This is a genomic window from Acidovorax sp. LjRoot117 (assembly GCF_964252695.1).
Taxonomy (GTDB): domain Bacteria; phylum Pseudomonadota; class Gammaproteobacteria; order Burkholderiales; family Burkholderiaceae_C; genus Acidovorax.
Genome location: NZ_CAXUPO020000014.1, coordinates 30543 through 47493, shown reverse-complemented (window position 1 = coordinate 47493; position 16951 = coordinate 30543). Strand labels below are relative to the sequence as shown.

Annotated in this window: 14 protein-coding genes; 10 read left to right on the top strand and 4 right to left on the bottom strand. The window is 67.9% G+C overall.

From position 1 onward, the window contains the following. Positions 1–718: 718 nt before the first annotated feature. From priA to ACSQ3D_RS24305, 4 genes are all read left to right on the top strand, one after another. The gene (priA, locus tag ACSQ3D_RS24320) at positions 719–2872 is read left to right on the top strand and encodes a replication restart helicase PriA (RefSeq protein WP_436128570.1); all 2154 of its coding nucleotides are present in this window, start codon (positions 719–721) and stop codon (positions 2870–2872) included. 107 nt (positions 2873–2979) lie between these two features. Next, positions 2980–4020: a type IV toxin-antitoxin system AbiEi family antitoxin gene (locus ACSQ3D_RS24315; protein WP_436128569.1), complete on the top strand. Its 1041-nt coding sequence runs from the start codon at positions 2980–2982 to the stop codon at positions 4018–4020. Continuing rightward, entirely contained in the window at positions 4001–4891 is an 891-nt protein-coding gene (locus ACSQ3D_RS24310) for a nucleotidyl transferase AbiEii/AbiGii toxin family protein (RefSeq protein WP_436128568.1), read from the top strand. Before ACSQ3D_RS24315 ends, ACSQ3D_RS24310 begins: the two co-directional genes overlap by 20 nt. Before the next feature lie 91 nt (positions 4892–4982). Further along, positions 4983–5264 carry a cupin domain-containing protein gene (locus tag ACSQ3D_RS24305; protein ID WP_436128567.1) on the top strand — a complete coding sequence of 94 codons (282 nt, stop codon included), beginning with the start codon at positions 4983–4985 and terminating at the stop codon, positions 5262–5264. Between the two features lie 178 nt (positions 5265–5442). Here the strand turns inward: ACSQ3D_RS24305 and ACSQ3D_RS24300 are convergent, their stop codons facing one another. Next, positions 5443–6396, bottom strand: coding sequence for an AEC family transporter (locus ACSQ3D_RS24300; RefSeq protein WP_436128566.1), 954 nt, complete (start codon positions 6394–6396; stop codon positions 5443–5445). Positions 6397–6581: 185 nt separating this feature from the next. After that, the gene (locus ACSQ3D_RS24295) at positions 6582–7775 is read right to left on the bottom strand and encodes an ABC transporter substrate-binding protein (protein WP_436128612.1); all 1194 of its coding nucleotides are present in this window, start codon (positions 7773–7775) and stop codon (positions 6582–6584) included. A gap of 377 nt (positions 7776–8152) precedes the next feature. Between ACSQ3D_RS24295 and ACSQ3D_RS24290 the strand changes: the two genes are divergently transcribed. The 3 genes from ACSQ3D_RS24290 (at position 8153) to ACSQ3D_RS24280 (ending at position 12754) form a co-directional block, all read left to right on the top strand. Then, a complete protein-coding gene (locus ACSQ3D_RS24290; protein ID WP_056420203.1) occupies positions 8153–10228 on the top strand; it encodes an ATP-dependent helicase in 2076 nt (691 codons plus the stop codon). 482 nt (positions 10229–10710) lie between these two features. Continuing rightward, on the top strand, positions 10711–11970 hold the full coding sequence (locus ACSQ3D_RS24285; protein WP_436128565.1) for a phospholipase A: 1260 nt from the start codon (positions 10711–10713) through the stop codon (positions 11968–11970). A gap of 397 nt (positions 11971–12367) precedes the next feature. Further along, the gene (locus ACSQ3D_RS24280) at positions 12368–12754 is read left to right on the top strand and encodes a hypothetical protein (RefSeq protein WP_056420206.1); all 387 of its coding nucleotides are present in this window, start codon (positions 12368–12370) and stop codon (positions 12752–12754) included. A gap of 133 nt (positions 12755–12887) precedes the next feature. Here ACSQ3D_RS24280 and ACSQ3D_RS24275 read toward each other — a convergent pair whose 3' ends face one another. Further along, the gene (locus ACSQ3D_RS24275) at positions 12888–13367 is read right to left on the bottom strand and encodes a universal stress protein (RefSeq protein ID WP_056420208.1); all 480 of its coding nucleotides are present in this window, start codon (positions 13365–13367) and stop codon (positions 12888–12890) included. A 197-nt stretch (positions 13368–13564) separates the two neighbouring features. Here ACSQ3D_RS24275 and tgt point away from each other — a divergent pair, with 197 nt between their 5' ends. Together tgt and ACSQ3D_RS24265 are read left to right on the top strand one after the other, a co-directional pair. Next, the gene (gene tgt / locus ACSQ3D_RS24270; RefSeq protein ID WP_436128564.1) at positions 13565–14737 is read left to right on the top strand and encodes a tRNA guanosine(34) transglycosylase Tgt; all 1173 of its coding nucleotides are present in this window, start codon (positions 13565–13567) and stop codon (positions 14735–14737) included. A gap of 25 nt (positions 14738–14762) precedes the next feature. After that, positions 14763–15623, top strand: coding sequence for a YiiX/YebB-like N1pC/P60 family cysteine hydrolase (locus ACSQ3D_RS24265; RefSeq protein WP_082486045.1), 861 nt, complete (start codon positions 14763–14765; stop codon positions 15621–15623). 12 nt (positions 15624–15635) lie between these two features. Here ACSQ3D_RS24265 and ACSQ3D_RS24260 read toward each other — a convergent pair whose 3' ends face one another. Beyond that, entirely contained in the window at positions 15636–16088 is a 453-nt protein-coding gene (locus tag ACSQ3D_RS24260; RefSeq protein WP_056420213.1) for a hypothetical protein, read from the bottom strand. A 354-nt stretch (positions 16089–16442) separates the two neighbouring features. Here ACSQ3D_RS24260 and ACSQ3D_RS24255 point away from each other — a divergent pair, with 354 nt between their 5' ends. After that, positions 16443–16907, top strand: a complete 465-nt coding sequence (locus tag ACSQ3D_RS24255; RefSeq protein ID WP_436128563.1) for a hypothetical protein — start codon at positions 16443–16445, stop codon at positions 16905–16907. Positions 16908–16951 lie beyond the last annotated feature (44 nt).

The window sequence follows — 16951 nt, the reverse complement described above, 5'->3', positions numbered from 1 at the left end:
CTGCCCGGCGGTGCTTCGGCGGCGGCCTGCGGGGCGCCGCCCCTGCCCCCAAGCCGGGCATCAAGCGGAGCCAAGCGCTACTTATGCACAAAACTGGAGCAGCGCACGCACCCCCTGCACACAACGGCCCGGCGTGCGAGAAAAAGCGAAAAGATTCTCAACCGCCACGTAAGTCATTGATTTCAAAGGAATGCACTGCGTTGCATTTTTTGCAGGCAATCCACCGAAAGCACGGCGTTTCAAGGGCTTGCGAGGCAAACACAGGGGATATCAACAAAGTTATCCACAGAAATTCTGGATTTCTTACAAATCCCCAGTCAAATCAAGCACTTGCAGGCCAAACCGCACAAAACGTCGAGCATGCGCCACCGTCGCTAGCACAAAAATGGGGCTGTTCCGGGGCTTGACGCCGGATCGATGTTCGACTTATGCACATAAATCTTGACGCGGCGCAGCATTGCGCAGTAGCCGGGCCATAGCACAGAAAATGCGGTCAAAATTCTTCAGATGATTGATTCATAACGATTTTTTCGAGCTGCCAATTTTGTGGGCAATGTGTTCAGGGCCAGTATTCATGCGGCTTGGCGGGGCGTCCAGGCAGGATGTCAACAAAGTTATCCACAGAAAGTCGGGATTACTCCGCACCCACAGCAAATCAAGCACTTAGCCGTCAAACCTCTACATCGCCTGCACAAGCACGTGTAACTGTCCAACACCCGTGACCACCCCTTCCACCATCGTCCATGTCGCGCTGCACACGCCGGCCCACAGCGGCGTGGGGGACCTGCTCAGCTATGCCAGCGAGCGGCCCTTGCCGCCTGGCACGCTGGTGCGGGTGCCCCTGGGCAAGAGGGAGGTGCTGGGCGTGGTGTGGGACGCGCAGGATGCGACCGGAGAGCTGCCCGAAGGCGCGGCGATGCGCTCGATTGCGGGGGTGCTGGAGGGTGTGGAACCCCTGGGCCTGCCCTGGCGCCGGCTGGTCGCCTTTGCGGCGCGCTACTACCAGCGCGCCCTGGGCGAGGTGGCCCTCGCAGCCCTGCCGCCGCAACTGCGCGACCTGCAGCCCGATCAACTGGCGCGGCGGCTGCGGCGCCCGGCCAAGGGCACGGCAGGCGGCGACGCCGCCAACGCTATTGAAACCATAGCACTCACCTCAGAGCAGGAAAGCGCCAGGGCCCGAATTTCATCCGAATCCGGCCCCTTCCTGCTGTTCGGCAGCACCGGCAGCGGCAAGACCGAGGTCTACCTGCGCTGCGTGCAGGAGGCGCTGGAGGCCGACCCCACGGCCCAGGCGCTGGTGATGGTGCCCGAGATCAACCTCACCCCGCAGCTCGAAGAGCGCTTTACCTCCCGCTTTGCGCCGCGCTTCGGCAGCCAGGCGGTGGTGTCGCTGCACAGCGGCATGACCAACCCGCAGCGCCTCAAGAGCTGGCTGGCCGCGCACAGCGGTGTTGCCCGCATCGTGCTGGGCACGCGCATGGCGGTGTTCGCCAGCTTGCCGGGCCTGAAGATCATCGTCGTGGACGAGGAGCACGACCCCAGCTATAAGCAGCAGGAAGGCGCCCGCTACTCGGCGCGCGACCTGGCCATCTGGCGCGGGCGCGAGCAAGGCGCCAAGGTGCTGCTGGGCTCGGCCACGCCGTCGCTGGAGACCTGGCACGCCAGCCGCCCGCCCACGGCGGAAGACCCCGAAGGCGGGCGCTACGTGCGCCTGGCCATGCCCAGCCGGATCGGCGCCGGCGCAGGGACAGATGGGGGCGCGGGCGCCCCGGCCCGGGTGCGCCGCGTGGACATGAACCAGCAGCCGCGCCGCGCGATCTTCAGCGCGCCGCTGCTGGCCGCCATCACCGAGCGCGTGGCGCGCGGGGAGCAGAGCATGGTGCTGCTCAACCGCCGGGGCTACGCGCCCGTGCTGCACTGCGCCGACTGCGGCTGGAAGAGCGACTGCCCGCACTGCAGCGCGCACCAGGTCTTCCACAAGGCCGACCGCACCCTGCGCTGCCACCACTGCGGCTACACGGTGCGCGTGCCCCGCGCCTGCCCCACCTGCGGCAGCCCGGACATCCATTCCATGGGCCGGGGCACCGAGCAGCTCGAAGAACAGCTCGGCGACCTGCTGTCCGAGGTGCTGCGGCCCGACCGCACCCCCGCCCGCATCGCCCGCATCGACGCCGACACCACCAAGGCAAAAGGCTCGCTCGAAGCGCAATTGGCCCAGGTGCATTCGGGCGAGGTGGATGTGCTGGTGGGCACGCAGATGATCGCCAAGGGGCATGACTTTCGGCGCATCACGCTGGTGGCCGCGGTGCAGCCCGACGGGGCGCTGTTTTCGAGCGACTTCCGGGCGCCGGAGCGCCTGTTCGCACTGCTCATGCAGGCCGCCGGCCGCGCGGGGCGCGACGCAGCCTACATGGCCGCCCAGGGCACGCAGTGCGAGATGTGGGTGCAGAGCTTTCACCCGCAGCACCCGGTGTACGAGGCGCTGCGCACCCACGACTACCCGGCCTTTGCCGCCCAGCAGCTCCAGGAGCGCGAAGAAGCTGCCATGCCACCGTTCGCCTTCCAGGCCCTGGTGCGCGCCGATGCCCGCACGCAGGAGGTCGCGCAGGGCTTTCTGACCGCCGCCACGGCTGCAGCCCACGCAGCCGCCCTGCCAGGGCTGGAGGCTGTGACGCTGTTCCCGCCCGTGCCGCTGACCATCCAGCGCGTGGCTAACGTGGAGCGCGCCCAGATGCTGATGGAAAGCAGCAGCCGCGCCGCCCTGCAGCGGTTTCTGGCCGCGTGGCAGCCCGTGCTTCAGGTCACGCGCAGCGCACCGGAACATAAGGGGTTGGTGCGATGGCTGGTGGATGTGGATCCGCTGGTGATCTGATTGTTCATTTTTATGTTTTGTTCACGTTTCACGAACAGAAAAAATATTGAACGAAACAATGCGTTCAGTTATTCTCGATGTTCACACTGCGTGAACACTTTAAAAATATGAACACCCAGACGACCCTGTGCGACGCCATCGCCGCACTCCAAGCAGAAACAGGGGTGCGCATGGAGCGGGCTGCCATCCACCAGGTCAGGGAAGAAGCCCCCGGCGACGCATCGCCCGATGCCTGGCTGGACGTGATCACGCCCCAGGCTCAGCCCGTCCGCTTTGCGGCCGAGATCAAGGCCGTCGACCGTTTCCACACACTGGGCACGCTCCAGGCCAGGGCCCGCCAGCGGCGCGAGCCGACGGTGCTGGTCGCACCGTTCGTCACCACCGAGGCCGCCCGGCAATGCCGCAGCCTGGGACTGAACTTCATCGATGCGGCAGGCAACGCCTACCTCGACGTACCGGGGTGCTTCGTGTACGTGACCGGCAAGCCCCGCCCCGAGAGCGCGCGGCCTGTGGGGCGGTTCAAGTCCCTCACACCAGCAGGGCTGCGCATCGTCTTTGCGCTGCTGACCCGGCCGGCCCTCGCCACCGGAACCTACCGCGACATCGCGACCGCCGCCGGGGTGGCGCTGGGCACCGTGGGCGACGTGCTGGCCGACCTGCAGGCACGCGGGCACCTGGCGCCGACCGAGCCGCGCCGCCTGCTGGCGCCCGGCGCGTTGCAGGAAGAGTGGGCCACGCACTTTCCGGTCAAACTGCGTCCCCGGTTGCACGCCCGGCGCTTCGCAGCGCCAGCCGCAGACTGGTGGAAAGGCGTGGACTTGCGCACGCAACAGGCCGTGTGGGGCGGCGAAGTCGCGGCCTACCACCTGACCGGGTATCTCGAGCCCGAGCAATCGACTATCTACACCGCCAAGCCCGAAGCGCTGATCCTGAAACACCGGTTGCGCCCCGACCCCACCGGCGCCATCGAAGTGCTCGACACCTTCTGGCCCCTGGCCGAAGAGGCCGACGCTGCGAGCGCCACGGCGCCGCCACTGCTCGTCTACGCAGACCTGATGGCCAGTGCCGACCCGCGCAACATCGACACCGCCCAGCGCATCCGCGCGCAGTATCTGGACACCAGCCGCGATGCTCAAGATAGCGCCTGAGCGCCCTATCGACCCGCTGCTGCGCGAAATCCTGCAGCAGGCCAGCACTGCAGCGCACAGCCTGGGCATCGACTTCTTCGTCGGCGGCGCGCTGGCCCGCGACCTGATGCTGTGGCATGTGCACGGCCAAAACACGGGCCGCGCCACGCGCGACGTGGACCTGGGCCTGCACCTGACCGACTGGGCCGCCTTCAGCGCCATCAAGGACCAGTTGCTGGCACAAAGCAGCTTCCACCCACAGCCTGGCGTGGCCCACCGGCTGATGTACCGCCCGGCAGACATGCCCCACGGCGTTCCGCTCGACCTGCTGCCCTTCGGCGCCGTGGCAAGCCCGCAGGCCACCATCGCCTGGCCGCCGGAGCATGCGGTGGTGATGAACGTCGCGGGCTTTGCCGAAGCGCACCGGGCCGCCGTCGAAGTGGAGCTGGACGGAGCCTTGGTGGTGCGCGTGGCATCGCTGCCGTCGCTGGCGGTGCTCAAGCTGATCGCATGGCGCGACCGGCATTTGGACACCGCCAAGGACGCCACAGACTTTCTGCTGATCACGCGCCGCTATGCAGAGGCGGGCAACATGGACCGCCTGTACGAGACCGGCACCGCCCTGCTGCTGGCCAGTGACTACGACCCCGACCTGGCAGGCGCCATGCTGTTGGGCCAGGACGCCGCTGCGGCCACCACGCAAGCGACCACCGCGCAAGCCGTGGCCGACATCCTGGACCGACGAGGACGCTGGCGCCAAAAGCTGGACGACCAGTTGCAAAGAGCCCTGCAACTGGCCGGCACCATCCCCGAGCGCGGGCCGCACCCGCTGCAGCATGTCGATGCGTTCCTGCTGGGATTTCTGCAGAGCCAGGGCCCGGCGCCGGATTGACCAACGCTCCGGCAGACACGCACCGCCAGCGTTGTGCGACGGCCCCTCGACTGCCTACACTGGAGCCTCACCACACAGACAAGAGACATCGATGGACCACACCGATACGTTCACCCGCGCCCTGGCCGATGAAGGCTTCGAGCGCCCAGTCACCATCACACGCGAGCCTGATGGCAGGCTGGACGACCACACGCACCCGTTCGAGGCCAAGGCGCTCATCCTGTCGGGCGAGATCCGCATCGTGACCGCAGGGTCGGAGCGGCTGTACGGCGTGGGCGATGTGTTCCATCTACAGGCCCACGAACCGCATTCGGAGTTCTACGGCCCCGACGGGGTGAGCTACCTGGTGGGGCGCAAGCCGGCAGCGCCCTGAACACGCGGCACCGCCTGGCTGGCTTAACGGCTTCTGTGCGCCCCTCTGAGGCCGCTTGAGCCCGAAAGCGATGCCCCAGGCTGGATAGTCCACGGCGAGCACCGGGACTGTCTGGCATGCAAAAAATTGCCCCTCCCGCTCACCCCGCCTGCGCAAGCAGCTATACAAACAATAGCATTCAGGTCAGTAGCGCCACCGCAGCCGAAAAGCTGAGAAACGCGAGCGCCGTCGACACCAGGATGATCCGCGCCACGCGCCCGTTGTTGGCGCCGAACTTCTCGGCCAGCAGCGAGACATTGCTGGCGCTGGGCAGCGCGGCCAGCAGCACCAGCACCGTGAGCGCGAACGGCGTGAGCGGCACGCCCAGCGCCATGGCCGCCGTGCCCACGGCCCACACCAGCAGCGGGTGGATCAGCAGCTTGGCCAGCGCCAGGGGCACGTAGTCGCGCGGGGGCACCTGCTCGTGCTGGTTCATCTGCGATCGGGCCAGCACCGCGCCGATGGTGAACAGCGCCACGGGCGAGGCAGCGTCGGCCAGCATGGCGATGGTCTTGTCCACCGGGCCGGGCAACTGAAAGTGCAAGGCCGAGGCCAGCGCGCCCAGCGCAATTGACCACGGCATGGGGTTGGTCGCCATGCCCCGGAAGGCGCTGCGCAGCGCCACGCCCACACCGTGGGTGCCCGCGCCATCCAGGCGCGACAGCGCAATGCACAGCGAGCTGGTGACCACCATGTCCACCACGATGGTCACGATGGCCGGGCCCGCGCTCTGCGCGCCCAGCAGCGCCACCAGGAGCGGCACGCCCATGAAGCCGGTATTGGGAAATGCTGCGACTAGCGCGCCGAAGGCCGCGTCGTTCCAGCCGATGTGCGCCTTGCGCGTGAGCGCCACCGCAGCGCCCACCATGACCAGCGCGCACAGCAGGTACACGCCCGCCACGGCGGGGTCGAGCAGCTGGCCGATGGGCGTGCTGGCGCCAAAGCGGTACAGCATGCAGGGCAGCGCGAAGTACAGCACGAAGGCGTTGAGCCCCGGGATGGCCGGCTGCGGCAGCACGCCGCGCCGCGCGGCCAGGTAGCCGCACAGCACCAATGCGAAGAAGGGGAAGGTGATGAGAAGGACGGAGAGCACGGGGGATATTGTCCGTGCTGGGCCGCGCAGCCGTGCAGGGCGCCCGCGCGGTGGTCAGCGCAAAGTCAGGCGGGTGCCATCACGCGCGGCGAAGCGGTTCTGTCCAGGCGCCGCGTCGCAGGCAGTACGAGTAAGTACTACGACAAGACGCGGCAACGACGCCAGATGAGCTTTGTGAGCCGCTCTTACTGCTTGCGCTGGATGATCAGGTTGCGCTTGGCGTCCTCGGGGTAGGCGAAGGTGATGGCGCCGTTCTTGACCATTCCGATCACCAGCATGTTGCGCGTGATGGCATCCTTGTCCTGCAGGCTGAAGGGCTTGTCGTAGGTGGCGACGACGCCGTAGTAAGTCTTCATCTTGCCCTCCAGCGAATCCTTGACCGCCTGGCCCGACAGGTTGCCGTCGCGGATGCCGAGGAAGGAGTACATCAGCAAATACGTGGCGTCGTACGCGTTGGCCGCTGCCATCGGCACCGCCACCTTGCCCTGGTACTTGCGGGTGTAGCTCGACAGGAACGAGGCGCGGCGCTCATTGCTGGGCTCGGCGATGAAGGTCTGCACCATGAGCGCGCCCTCGGCGGCGTCCTTGGCCCCTTCGAGGAAGAACGGGAAGGACAGCGGCCAGGCGCCCACCTGGGGCACCTTCCAGCCCATGGCCTTCTTGCCGTTGGCAATGGTCGCGTTCTCCGGCCCTACCGTGTAGCTGTAGACCACGTTGGCACCCGCTGCGCGGGCGGCGGTGAGGTCCGCCGTGAGGTCCTTCACGCCCAGGTCGAACCGCGCCACGTGCACGGGCTTGAGGTTCCTGGCGGCCAGGGCCGCCACCACGTCGTTGTAGCCACCCTCGCCGTAGCCCGTCTTGTCGGCAAAGATGGCCACCTTGTCCCAGCCGCGCTTGACGATGTCGTCCACCATGAACGGCGCCTGCAGCGCGTCGCGGGCCTGCACGCGGAAGATGTAGCTGTCGGCAGCCGGGTACTTGGTCGTCACCGCCGTGCCGGTGGAGCACGGCACGATCAGCGGGCTCTTGGCGTCCTGGAACAGGTCGATGGCCTTCATCGCCACGCCGGTGTTGCAAAAGCCGATGGTGGCGACGACCTTCTCGGCCAGCAGCTCCTGTGACACCTTGCGGCCCTGGTCGGGGTTGGCGGCGTCGTCCTTGACCACCAGCTCCAGCGGCCGGCCCAGGTAGCCGCCCACCGCGTTGATCTCGTCCACCGCGAGCTTGATGCCGTTGAGCATGGGCACGCCAAAGTCCGCCGACGGCCCGGTGAAAGGCCCCACCACCCCGATGCGCACCGCAGCGCTGTTGCCGCCCTGCGCCTGGGCCCGGGCGGGCTGCGCCAGGAAGGCCCCCGCCAGCAGGGCGCAGGCGGTCATCAGCAGGTACAGGGCACGCGAGGCACGGGTGCGCGTGCGAGCGCTGGTGCGCGGGGCAACAGGCAGGGGCACAAGCAGGCGCGCAGGGGTCGATGCAGAGGGGGTCATGGTGTGGGCTCGTGATCTGATCGGTGGATGGAGCTGCCGCGCCAGTATCAAATTGTGTGCAGGCGCGCCCTAGCGGGGTTTCCCGCAGCCAGCAGGCCTGGCGTGCCCGGGCGCGGCTGCCCGTCAGGGCCGTGTCAGCCGCGGCGACGGCCCCGCCCTCCCGGGACGGCCGGTATCATTGCGCCCCTGGCCTGCGCATTGCGAGGCCCAGCCCCGCGGCGGCCCCCGTGCCCCCTTCTCCTGGTTTTTCTTCGCCCCCCTCCCTCCCCATGTCGTTCGGTCTCAATCTCGCCCAGCTTCAGGCTGTCCACTACACCGATGGCGCGTGCCTGGTGCTGGCCGGTGCGGGCTCCGGCAAGACGCGGGTGATCACCCAGAAGATCGCCCACATGATCGAAAAGGGCATGGAGCCCAAGCGCATCGCGGCCATCACCTTCACGAACAAGGCGGCGTCCGAAATGCGCGAGCGCGCACAGCACCTGATCGGCCGGCGCGCCAAGGACGTGCTGATCTGCACCTTCCACGCCCTGGGCGTGCGCATGGTCCGCGAGGACGGCTCGGTGCTGGGCCTCAAGCCCCAGTTCAGCATCCTGGATGCCGACGACGTGACGGGCATCCTGAAGGAAGCCTCGGGCGGCACCACCGACATGGCCACGGCCCGCCAATGGCAGTGGGTCATCAGCAAATGGAAGAACATGGGCCTGACCTCCGCAGAGGCGCTGGCCCAGGCGGCGGACGACAACGAACGCATCATCGCCACGCTCATGGCGCGCTACGAGGAGCGCCTGGCGGCCTACCAGAGCGTGGACTTCGACGACCTGATCGGCATGCCGCTGCGCCTGTTGCGCGACTTCCCCGAAGTGCGCGCCAAGTGGCAGGCGTCGCTCGGCCACGTGCTGGTGGACGAGTACCAGGACACCAATGCCACGCAGTACGAGCTCTTGAAGCTGCTGGTGGGCGCAAACGGGCACTTCACGGCCGTGGGCGACGACGACCAGTCCATCTACGGCTGGCGCGGCGCCACGCTCGACAACCTGAAAAAGCTGCCGGTGGACTTCCCCCACCTCAAGGTCATCAAGCTGGAGCAGAACTACCGCTCCACCAGCGCCATCCTGCGCGCGGCCAACAATGTGATCGGGCCCAACCCCAAGCTGTTTCCCAAGACGCTGTTCAGCGAACTGGGCGAGGGCGAGCCCGTGCGCGTGGTGGACGCCGACAACGAAGAGCACGAGGCCGACCGCGCCGTGGCGCGCATCCAGAGCCTGCGTGCGGCCAGCAACCCGCCGCCGGACTGGAAGAACTTCGCGCTGCTGTACCGCGCCAACCACCAGGCCAAGCCGTTCGAAAAGGCGCTGCGCAAGGCCAACATTCCGTACAAGGTCTCGGGCGGCACGAGCTTCTTCGACCGGGCGGAAATCAAGGACCTCTGCGCGTGGTTCCGCCTGTGGATCAACAACGATGACGATCCAGCGTTTTTGCGCGCCATCACCACCCCCAAGCGCGGCATCGGCCACACCACGCTGGCGGCCCTGGGCGCATTTGCCACGCAGCACAAGCAAAGCATGTTCGGCGCGCTGTTCAACGGCATGCTGCCGGCGGCCGTGCCCAAGCGCGCCATGGACGGCCTGCACGAGTTCGGCCGCTACATCAACTACCTGGAGTACAGCGCACGGCGCGTGCACGGGGCCGAGGAATCGCGCACGTTCCTGAACGACTGGCTGAAAGAAATCGGCTACGAGCAGCACCTGTACGACAACGAAGACAGCGAGAAGGTGGCGGCCGCGCGCTGGAGCAACGTGATGGAGTTCTGCGACTGGATGGCCCAACGTGCGGGCGGCCAGATCGACGACACCGCCGGCGCCGTGGTGGCCAAGGAAACCAAGAGCCTGCTGGAGGTGTCGCAGACCATCGCGCTGCTGTCCACCATCAGCGAGCGCGAGAAGGACCAGGACATGGTCACGCTGTCGACCCTGCACGCCAGCAAGGGGCTGGAGTGGCCGCACGTGGTGCTGGTGGGCGTGACCGAGGGCATGCTGCCCTTCAAGCTCGACGACGACGAAGGCCGCCAGCAAAAGGTGAGCGACGACACGCTGCAGCGCCTGCAGGAAGAGCGCCGTCTGATGTACGTGGGCATCACCCGCGCCCAGCGCACCCTGGCCGTGAGCTGGACCAAGAAGCGCAAGAAGGGCCGCGAGATGGTGTCGGCCCAGCCCAGCCGGTTCATCGCCGAAATGGGACTGGACAAGGCCACGGTGCGCGAAGACCCGCGCGAAAAGCTCAAGGCACTGCGCGCCGAGTTCGCCGCCAAGAAAGCCCTGGCCGACAGCACCCCGCCCGCGCAGTGAGAGGCCGGGCACCGAAGCGAGCCCTCACCACCGCCTGTTGCGGCAGGCCCACACCGCGGCACTCGGCGGCACGGGCGCTTTGCTTTTGATAGCTATCAGCGCTTATCCTACAAGCGCCAGCAGCCCAGGCACACCACAATCCAGCGCGGCCTGACCAGCAGCCACGAGCCAGAACCGCGCACCCAGCCAGCCCGTTGGCGCGCGTTTTTTGAGCCTGCGGCAGCCAGGAATGCATCTGCCGCAGACCAGAGCGGCAGGGCGCAAAAGGCTGCTGCGGCAAAAGCTGGCACAAGAAAGCTGGCACAAGGCGTGCGTGGTACCGTGCAGCGCGACAGCAGCACGGTGGCCGCAAGCGGGCCTGCCGGCAGCGGCAACCTGAGAACCTGTTCTCACACTGGATGGATCGATCAACGGCACCCACGTCAGTGCCCCCGGACAGGCCGGGTGGCGGGCGGAGGTTGCGGCAAGGACATATGCGGAACATGGAACATCGCCCACACCCACACCTGGGCTCCAGCAGCCCGCTGCGCAGCACCTGGCGTGCTGCACAGGCCGACGCCCCTGCATCGGGGCGCTGGGCACTGCACCACACTGCGGCGCTGGTGCTGGCCACGCTGGCTCCGGCTGGCGCAGCCTTCGCGCAGGCCGCACCCGCGGCAACTGCCGGTGCTGCGGCGGGTGCCGACGCCGGCTGGCGCCGCTGCGCTGCGCTGTCCACCGACAACCAGGCCCGCCTCGCCTGCTTCGACCAATTGGCCGCCGAGCAGACCTGGAAGGCGCCGGGGGCCTCGGCCGGCGGCTCCGCCGACGCCTCCGCCGTGCCACCACCCGTGGACACCACCCTGCCTGCCACCCGCATCATCGACGTGGCCCGCACCGACGGCTGCCGCGACGCGCAATACAGCGACCTGTCTCGCTTCTGGGAACTGGAGTCGGGCACCGACTGCGGCACCTTCCGCTTCCGCGGCTACCGGCCGATCACGCTGTCGGTGGTGGCGGGCAGCAACGTCAACCGCCAGCCCACATCGGACGCGGCGGACCATTCGGCCACCGAATCGACGCCCTACCGCCGCGCCGAGAACCGCATCCAGCTGTCGGTGCGCACCAAGGTCGCGCAGGGTCTGCTCACGCAGGGCCATCCCACGCTCAAGGACTCGGTGTGGTTCGGCTACACCCAGCAGTCGTACTGGCAACTGTTCACGCCCGAGATCTCGCGCCCCTTCCGCGCCACCGACCACGAACCCGAAGTCATGTACGTCTACCCCACCACGGCCGAGCTGCCATTCGGCTGGAAGTGGCGCTACAGCGGCGTGGGGCTGGTGCACCAGTCCAACGGCCAGAGCAAGCCCCTGTCGCGCAGCTGGAACCGCGTGTACATGATGACGGGCCTGGAGCTGTCCAACAGCGTGAGCGTGAACGCCCGCATCTGGAAGCGCATCCCTGAAAGCTCGGGCAGCGACGACAACCCGGGCATCGCCGACTACATCGGCCGTGGCGAGCTGTCGGCGTTCTGGAACATCAACAAGGACAACACCCTGTCCGCCACGGTGCGCCATTCGCTGTCCAGCACCGACCGCGGCTCCGTGCGCCTGGAATGGCTGCAGGCCGTGGGCTCGACCCTGGGCGGCAAGAGCAACCTGCGCCTGCACACCGCACTGTTCAGCGGCTACGGCGACAGCATGATCGACTACAACCGCAAGCGCACCGTGTTCAGCGTCGGTGTGAGCCTGGTGGACTTCTAGAGGGCATCCCCCTGAGGCGCTGACGCGCCTTCACCCCTTCTCTCGAATGGCTGCGCCATTCGGGAAGGGGGACGACGCCCTCGCTGCGGGGCGGACCTTGGCTTCCCGCGCATGGGCAGCGTCAGTTTTGTACGCCGCGCTCGTTGTGCGAGTGAGCGGCTCCGGTGCCACTGTCGCAATACCGCTGGCCCGCATGTCGGCGTAGATATCCATCACAACTCGTTACCAGAACGCTCTCAAGTTTTGCGCCATGCTGCCGGCGCGCCGCCACAATCGCACGCGCACCGACGCTGGCATGGTGGCCGCCGCAGCCTGCGATAAGGGCGGCTTTTCTGCCGTTTTACGGACCACTGCCCTGCGTGTGCACCCTCGAAAATGCCGACAGAGAGGAACACCCATGGACATGCAATACCAGCTCAAGGCAGGCAGCTACTACCTGTACGACATGCGCGACGCGCCCAGTGCCGTCACGGGTGAGCGCAGGTTCAAGCTCAAGACCGACACCGTCGCCATTGCATTCGATGTGCACACCGGCGAGGTGCACCAGCACGGCAGCCCCACGCGCATCCAGTCCTGGGCCAACAACACCCGCCGCCGCCTGCGTGCCGCCGGTGCCCAGGAGGCCGCCAACGACATCGTCGTGGTGTCGGGCCCGCTGCCGGTGGACGAGCTCAACAAGTGTCTGTGGATCAGCGGCTACTGCCGCCGCATGTTCACCCGCCTGGCCACGCTGCCGCACGGCAAGCTGCAGCGGCCTTCGGAGCCGTTCCGCAAGGCTGCCTGAGACCTGCGCCGGCTCTCTGCCCCACCACCCCGCCCAGGGCCGCTGCACGCGGCCCTTGTCGTTTCTGCCGACCTGCGGCGCGCAGGGTGCATGCAGGCAGTGCGGCTCCCGCCGGCGCGGGAACTGCGAGGCCTCAAGCCTCGGCGTCTTCCACCAGATCGCCGTCCACCGCCTCCAGCACGTCGGTGTGCTTCACGATGGTCACGGGCACGGGGCTCGCATGGGCCACCTCCTGCGACACCGATCCCAGCAGCGCGGTGGTGATGGCGCCCTGCCCTTTGGCGCCGATGACCACCATGTCGCAGCCCGAGCGTTCGATCATGTCCACCAGCGTATGGGCGACATCGCCCACGCCCACATCGGTCTCGTACTGCACCCCCGCCGCGTCGAGCAGCGCGCGCGCCGGGGCCATCAGGTGCTCGCCCGCCTCCAGGCTGGCGGCGGCGATGAGGTCGGGGTCGCGCGTGGTCACCAGTTCATACAGCGTGGCGGGCTCCTGCACATGGGCCAGCACCACGCTGGCCTGCAGGCCCTGACGCACCAGCGAGAGGGCATGGTGCACACCGTCCAGAGAGAGTTCCGAGCCATCCACGGCGATCAGGATCTTGAGCATGAAGGTCTCCTTTGAGCGGGTTGTCCGCGTGTCACGGATCAGTGTAGCCACGCACCGCGCCAGCGCCAGCCCTTGTCCCTGCGTGCCGATGGGGCGTCTGCCCGCCCCCATGAAAGACCGCTGAAACCTCCGTAGCTCGCGAGGGCCGCGCCGCTGCGGCAGAGCGCCCCGGGCCGTCTGGGACAATACGGCCCATCATGCTGCAGTTTGACCTTCTCAAGACCGACCCCTCCAGCCACGCACGCCGCGGCACGCTCACGCTCAACCATGGCGTGGTGCAGACCCCCATCTTCATGCCCGTGGGCACCTATGGCACCGTCAAGGGCGTGATGCCGCGCAGCCTGCACGACATGGGCGCGCAGATCATCCTGGGCAACACCTTCCACCTGTGGATGCGCCCCGGCCTCGATGTGATGCAGAGCTTCGGCGGGCTGCACGGCTTCGAGAAATGGGACAAGCCCATCCTCACCGATTCGGGCGGCTTTCAGGTGTGGAGCCTGGGCGCGATGCGCAAGATCACCGAAGAAGGCGTGACGTTCGCCAGCCCGGTCAACGGCGACAAGCTCTTCATGTCGCCCGAGGTGAGCATGCAGATCCAGACCACGCTCAACTCCGACATCGTGATGCAGCTCGACGAGTGCACGCCCTACGAGACCAAGGGCCACCTCACCACCGAGGCCGAAGCCCGCAAGAGCATGGAGATGAGCCTGCGCTGGGCCCGGCGCAGCCACGACGAGTTCCACCGCCTGAACAACCCCAACGCGCTCTTCGGCATCGTGCAGGGCGGCATGTTCAAGCACCTGCGCCAGGAATCGCTCGAGCGCCTGGTCGAGATGGACTTCCCCGGCTACGCGGTGGGCGGCGTGAGCGTGGGCGAGCCCAAGGACGAGATGCTGGACATCATGGCGCACACGCCGCACCGGCTGCCCGCCAACAAGCCCCGCTACCTGATGGGCGTGGGCACGCCCGAAGACCTGGTGCAAGGCGTGGCCGACGGCGTGGACATGTTCGACTGCGTGATGCCCACGCGCAATGCACGCAACGGCACCATCTTCACCCGCTATGGCGACCTCAAGATCCGCAACGCGCGCCACAAGGCGGACCACCAGCCGCTGGACACCAGCTGCACCTGCTACGCCTGCGCGGGCAGCTCGGGCGTGTCGTGGGATCAGGGCGGCCGCGAGGGTTTCAGCCGCGCCTACCTGCACCACCTGGACCGCTGCGGCGAAATGCTCGGCCCCATGCTCACCACCGTGCACAACCTGCACTACTACCTGAACCTCATGCGCGAAGTGCGCGAGTCGCTGGACGCCGGCGCCTTCGCGCAGTTCCGTGCGCTGTTCAAGACCGAGCGGGCGCGGGGCGTCTGAGCCCCACCACCGACCGCCTCCACCCATGACGACACTCCCCACACGCGACAGCACAAACGGCGCCACGGCGCGCCCGCACCCCGGCCGCAGCGCCTTCGCAGGCTGTCGGCTGGGTGCTGCGCTCGCGGTCGTCCTGGTCCTGGGCGGCTGCGCCACGCGCATCGACCGTGATCCCGACAACGGCCTGCCGACGCTTCAGGTGCAAAACCGCCTGCTCCTCACGCCCGCCAATGGCGGACAGGCCATCGGGGGCAGCGATTTGCGGGCGGGCGACATCATCCTGTCGGCCACCCACGGCATCAGTTCGCTGGGCATCCGCATGGCCACGCTGTCGCCGGTGAGCCATGCGGCGCTGTACCTGGGCGACGACCAGGTCATCGAAGCCGTGGGCTCGGGCATCCGCATCCGCAGCACGGCCGATTTCATCGCCGACGAAGCCACCATCGTCGCCTTCCGCCACCCCGGCATGACCGATGCGCACGCCGATGCTCTCCGGTCTTTTGCCCAGGCACAGGACGGCAAGAAGTACAACACCGCCGGCATCGTGCTGCAGGCGCCTTTCACGCTGCAACGCGCCTACTGCGAACTGCCGCTGGTGCCGGGCGTGGTGCGCGACGCGTGCCTGCGCGGCATGGCGGCCATCCAGCTGGGAGCGGCCCGCAACGACCGCTTCTTCTGCTCGCAGCTCGTGCTGGAGGCCTACCGCGCGGCCCGGCTGCCGCTGACCGATGCCTCTGCGCTGATGGTGAGCCCTGCCGATCTGCTGCACATGCGCGAAGGCGATGTGCCGTCGGTGCAGATCAAGCAGGCGCTGCAGTACGTGGGGCATCTCAAAGGGGGCGAGCGCGACACCGACGTCGCAGCCGCCGGGCAGCCCGCCCCTTGAGCGCGTGCGGCGTCAGCCGCCCACGTGCATGGTGAACAGCGCGCCGCTGGACAGGCGGCACGAGCCCATGCCCAGCGTGGACGAGTTCATCGCATACTGGCAACTGAGGTAACTGCCCCGGCTGCCCGCGCCGCTGGCAAGCCCCTCGCGGGAGGAGCCGGCCTTGCGCGTGGCTTCACCCATGAACGACTCCCCCTGGATCGTGGCCTGGAAGGTCCCCCGGCCATGCAGATCGTTGGTCACCACCGCGTGCACCACACCGAGTGCGGTCGCCTGATCGTTGGCGGGATACAGACGCACGGCCAGCGTGAGAGGCGCCGGTGGTGCCGGTGCCTGCACCACCACAGGGACCGGCGCGGGCTGCATGGGCGCCACATAGCAACCACTGAGGGCCGCCACGGACGCGGACAGGACCAGGCCGGTCAGGGCGCGGCGGCGGATCGAAGGCAAAGACAGCAAGCCCATAAGGCTCCTTGAGACCCAAGCACATGCTTGTGGCGCCGATGATTCGCGCACCGCACGGCGGGCGAGCGACATTCCAGGGGCGGTGGCGTGGCACGGGCCCTCGGGTATCGCCGACGGATACTTCAGCGCCGGCAGCGGCCCACGCCCACCGCGCCATCCGCACCGCACACAGAGCGGTATGCTGCCTGTCCAGAGACCGTCCGCGGGTCCGGGGGCGTCAAGGCGGCCACTGGCCGCTGATGCGCCCATTCACGATCCATCACCCACCATCGCTGCCAGGGTCGAAGCGCCCAGGCTGGAGGCCACATCATTCACAACCTGCTGCACCAACTGCTGCGCTGGCCCGGCCGCGCGATGGCGGGCCTTGCCAGCGGCCTGCTGGCGCTGATCATCCTGTTCGAGGAATGGGGCTGGGTGCCGCTGCAGCAACTGCTGGCGCGCATCGGCCGCTGGCCGGGGCTGCGCTGGATCGAAGGCTGGGTGCGCTCCCTGCCGCCCTGGGCGGCGGTGGCGCTGTTCGCACTGCCCACGGCGCTGCTGCTGCCCGTCAAGCTGCTCGCGCTCTGGGCCATGGGGCGCGGGCATGTGGTGCTCGGCATGCTGGTGATCGCGCTGGCCAAGGTGGTGGGCACGGCCGTGGTCGCGCGCCTGTTCACGCTCACCCAGCCTGCGCTCATGCAGCTGCGGTGGTTTGCCTGGGCGTACACGCACTGGATCAGCTTCAAGCACCGTGTGCTGGAGCGCGCCCGCGCATCCTGGGCCTGGCGCGTGGCGCGGGTGGTGCGGCGCCACTGGGTGCAGCGCTGGCTCAGGCGGTAGCGCCGCGCGCGCCCCCGGGCCGGGACGTTCCAGGCACGGCACGG

Excerpts from the sequence above, each read along its gene's own strand:
- ACSQ3D_RS24315 (WP_436128569.1), top strand. The coding sequence starts at position 2,980 with ATGAACACCCAGACGACCCTGTGCGACGCCATCGCCGCACTCCAAGCA.
- ACSQ3D_RS24310 (WP_436128568.1), top strand. The coding sequence starts at position 4,001 with ATGCTCAAGATAGCGCCTGAGCGCCCTATCGACCCGCTGCTGCGCGAA.
- ACSQ3D_RS24305 (WP_436128567.1), top strand. The coding sequence starts at position 4,983 with ATGGACCACACCGATACGTTCACCCGCGCCCTGGCCGATGAAGGCTTC.
- ACSQ3D_RS24295 (WP_436128612.1), bottom strand. The coding sequence starts at position 7,775 with ATGACCGCCTGCGCCCTGCTGGCGGGGGCCTTCCTGGCGCAGCCCGCC.
- ACSQ3D_RS24290 (WP_056420203.1), top strand. The coding sequence starts at position 8,153 with ATGTCGTTCGGTCTCAATCTCGCCCAGCTTCAGGCTGTCCACTACACC.
- ACSQ3D_RS24285 (WP_436128565.1), top strand. The coding sequence starts at position 10,711 with ATGGAACATCGCCCACACCCACACCTGGGCTCCAGCAGCCCGCTGCGC.
- ACSQ3D_RS24280 (WP_056420206.1), top strand. The coding sequence starts at position 12,368 with ATGGACATGCAATACCAGCTCAAGGCAGGCAGCTACTACCTGTACGAC.
- ACSQ3D_RS24275 (WP_056420208.1), bottom strand. The coding sequence starts at position 13,367 with ATGCTCAAGATCCTGATCGCCGTGGATGGCTCGGAACTCTCTCTGGAC.
- tgt (WP_436128564.1), top strand. The coding sequence starts at position 13,565 with ATGCTGCAGTTTGACCTTCTCAAGACCGACCCCTCCAGCCACGCACGC.
- ACSQ3D_RS24265 (WP_082486045.1), top strand. The coding sequence starts at position 14,763 with ATGACGACACTCCCCACACGCGACAGCACAAACGGCGCCACGGCGCGC.
- ACSQ3D_RS24260 (WP_056420213.1), bottom strand. The coding sequence starts at position 16,088 with ATGGGCTTGCTGTCTTTGCCTTCGATCCGCCGCCGCGCCCTGACCGGC.
- ACSQ3D_RS24255 (WP_436128563.1), top strand. The coding sequence starts at position 16,443 with ATGGCGGGCCTTGCCAGCGGCCTGCTGGCGCTGATCATCCTGTTCGAG.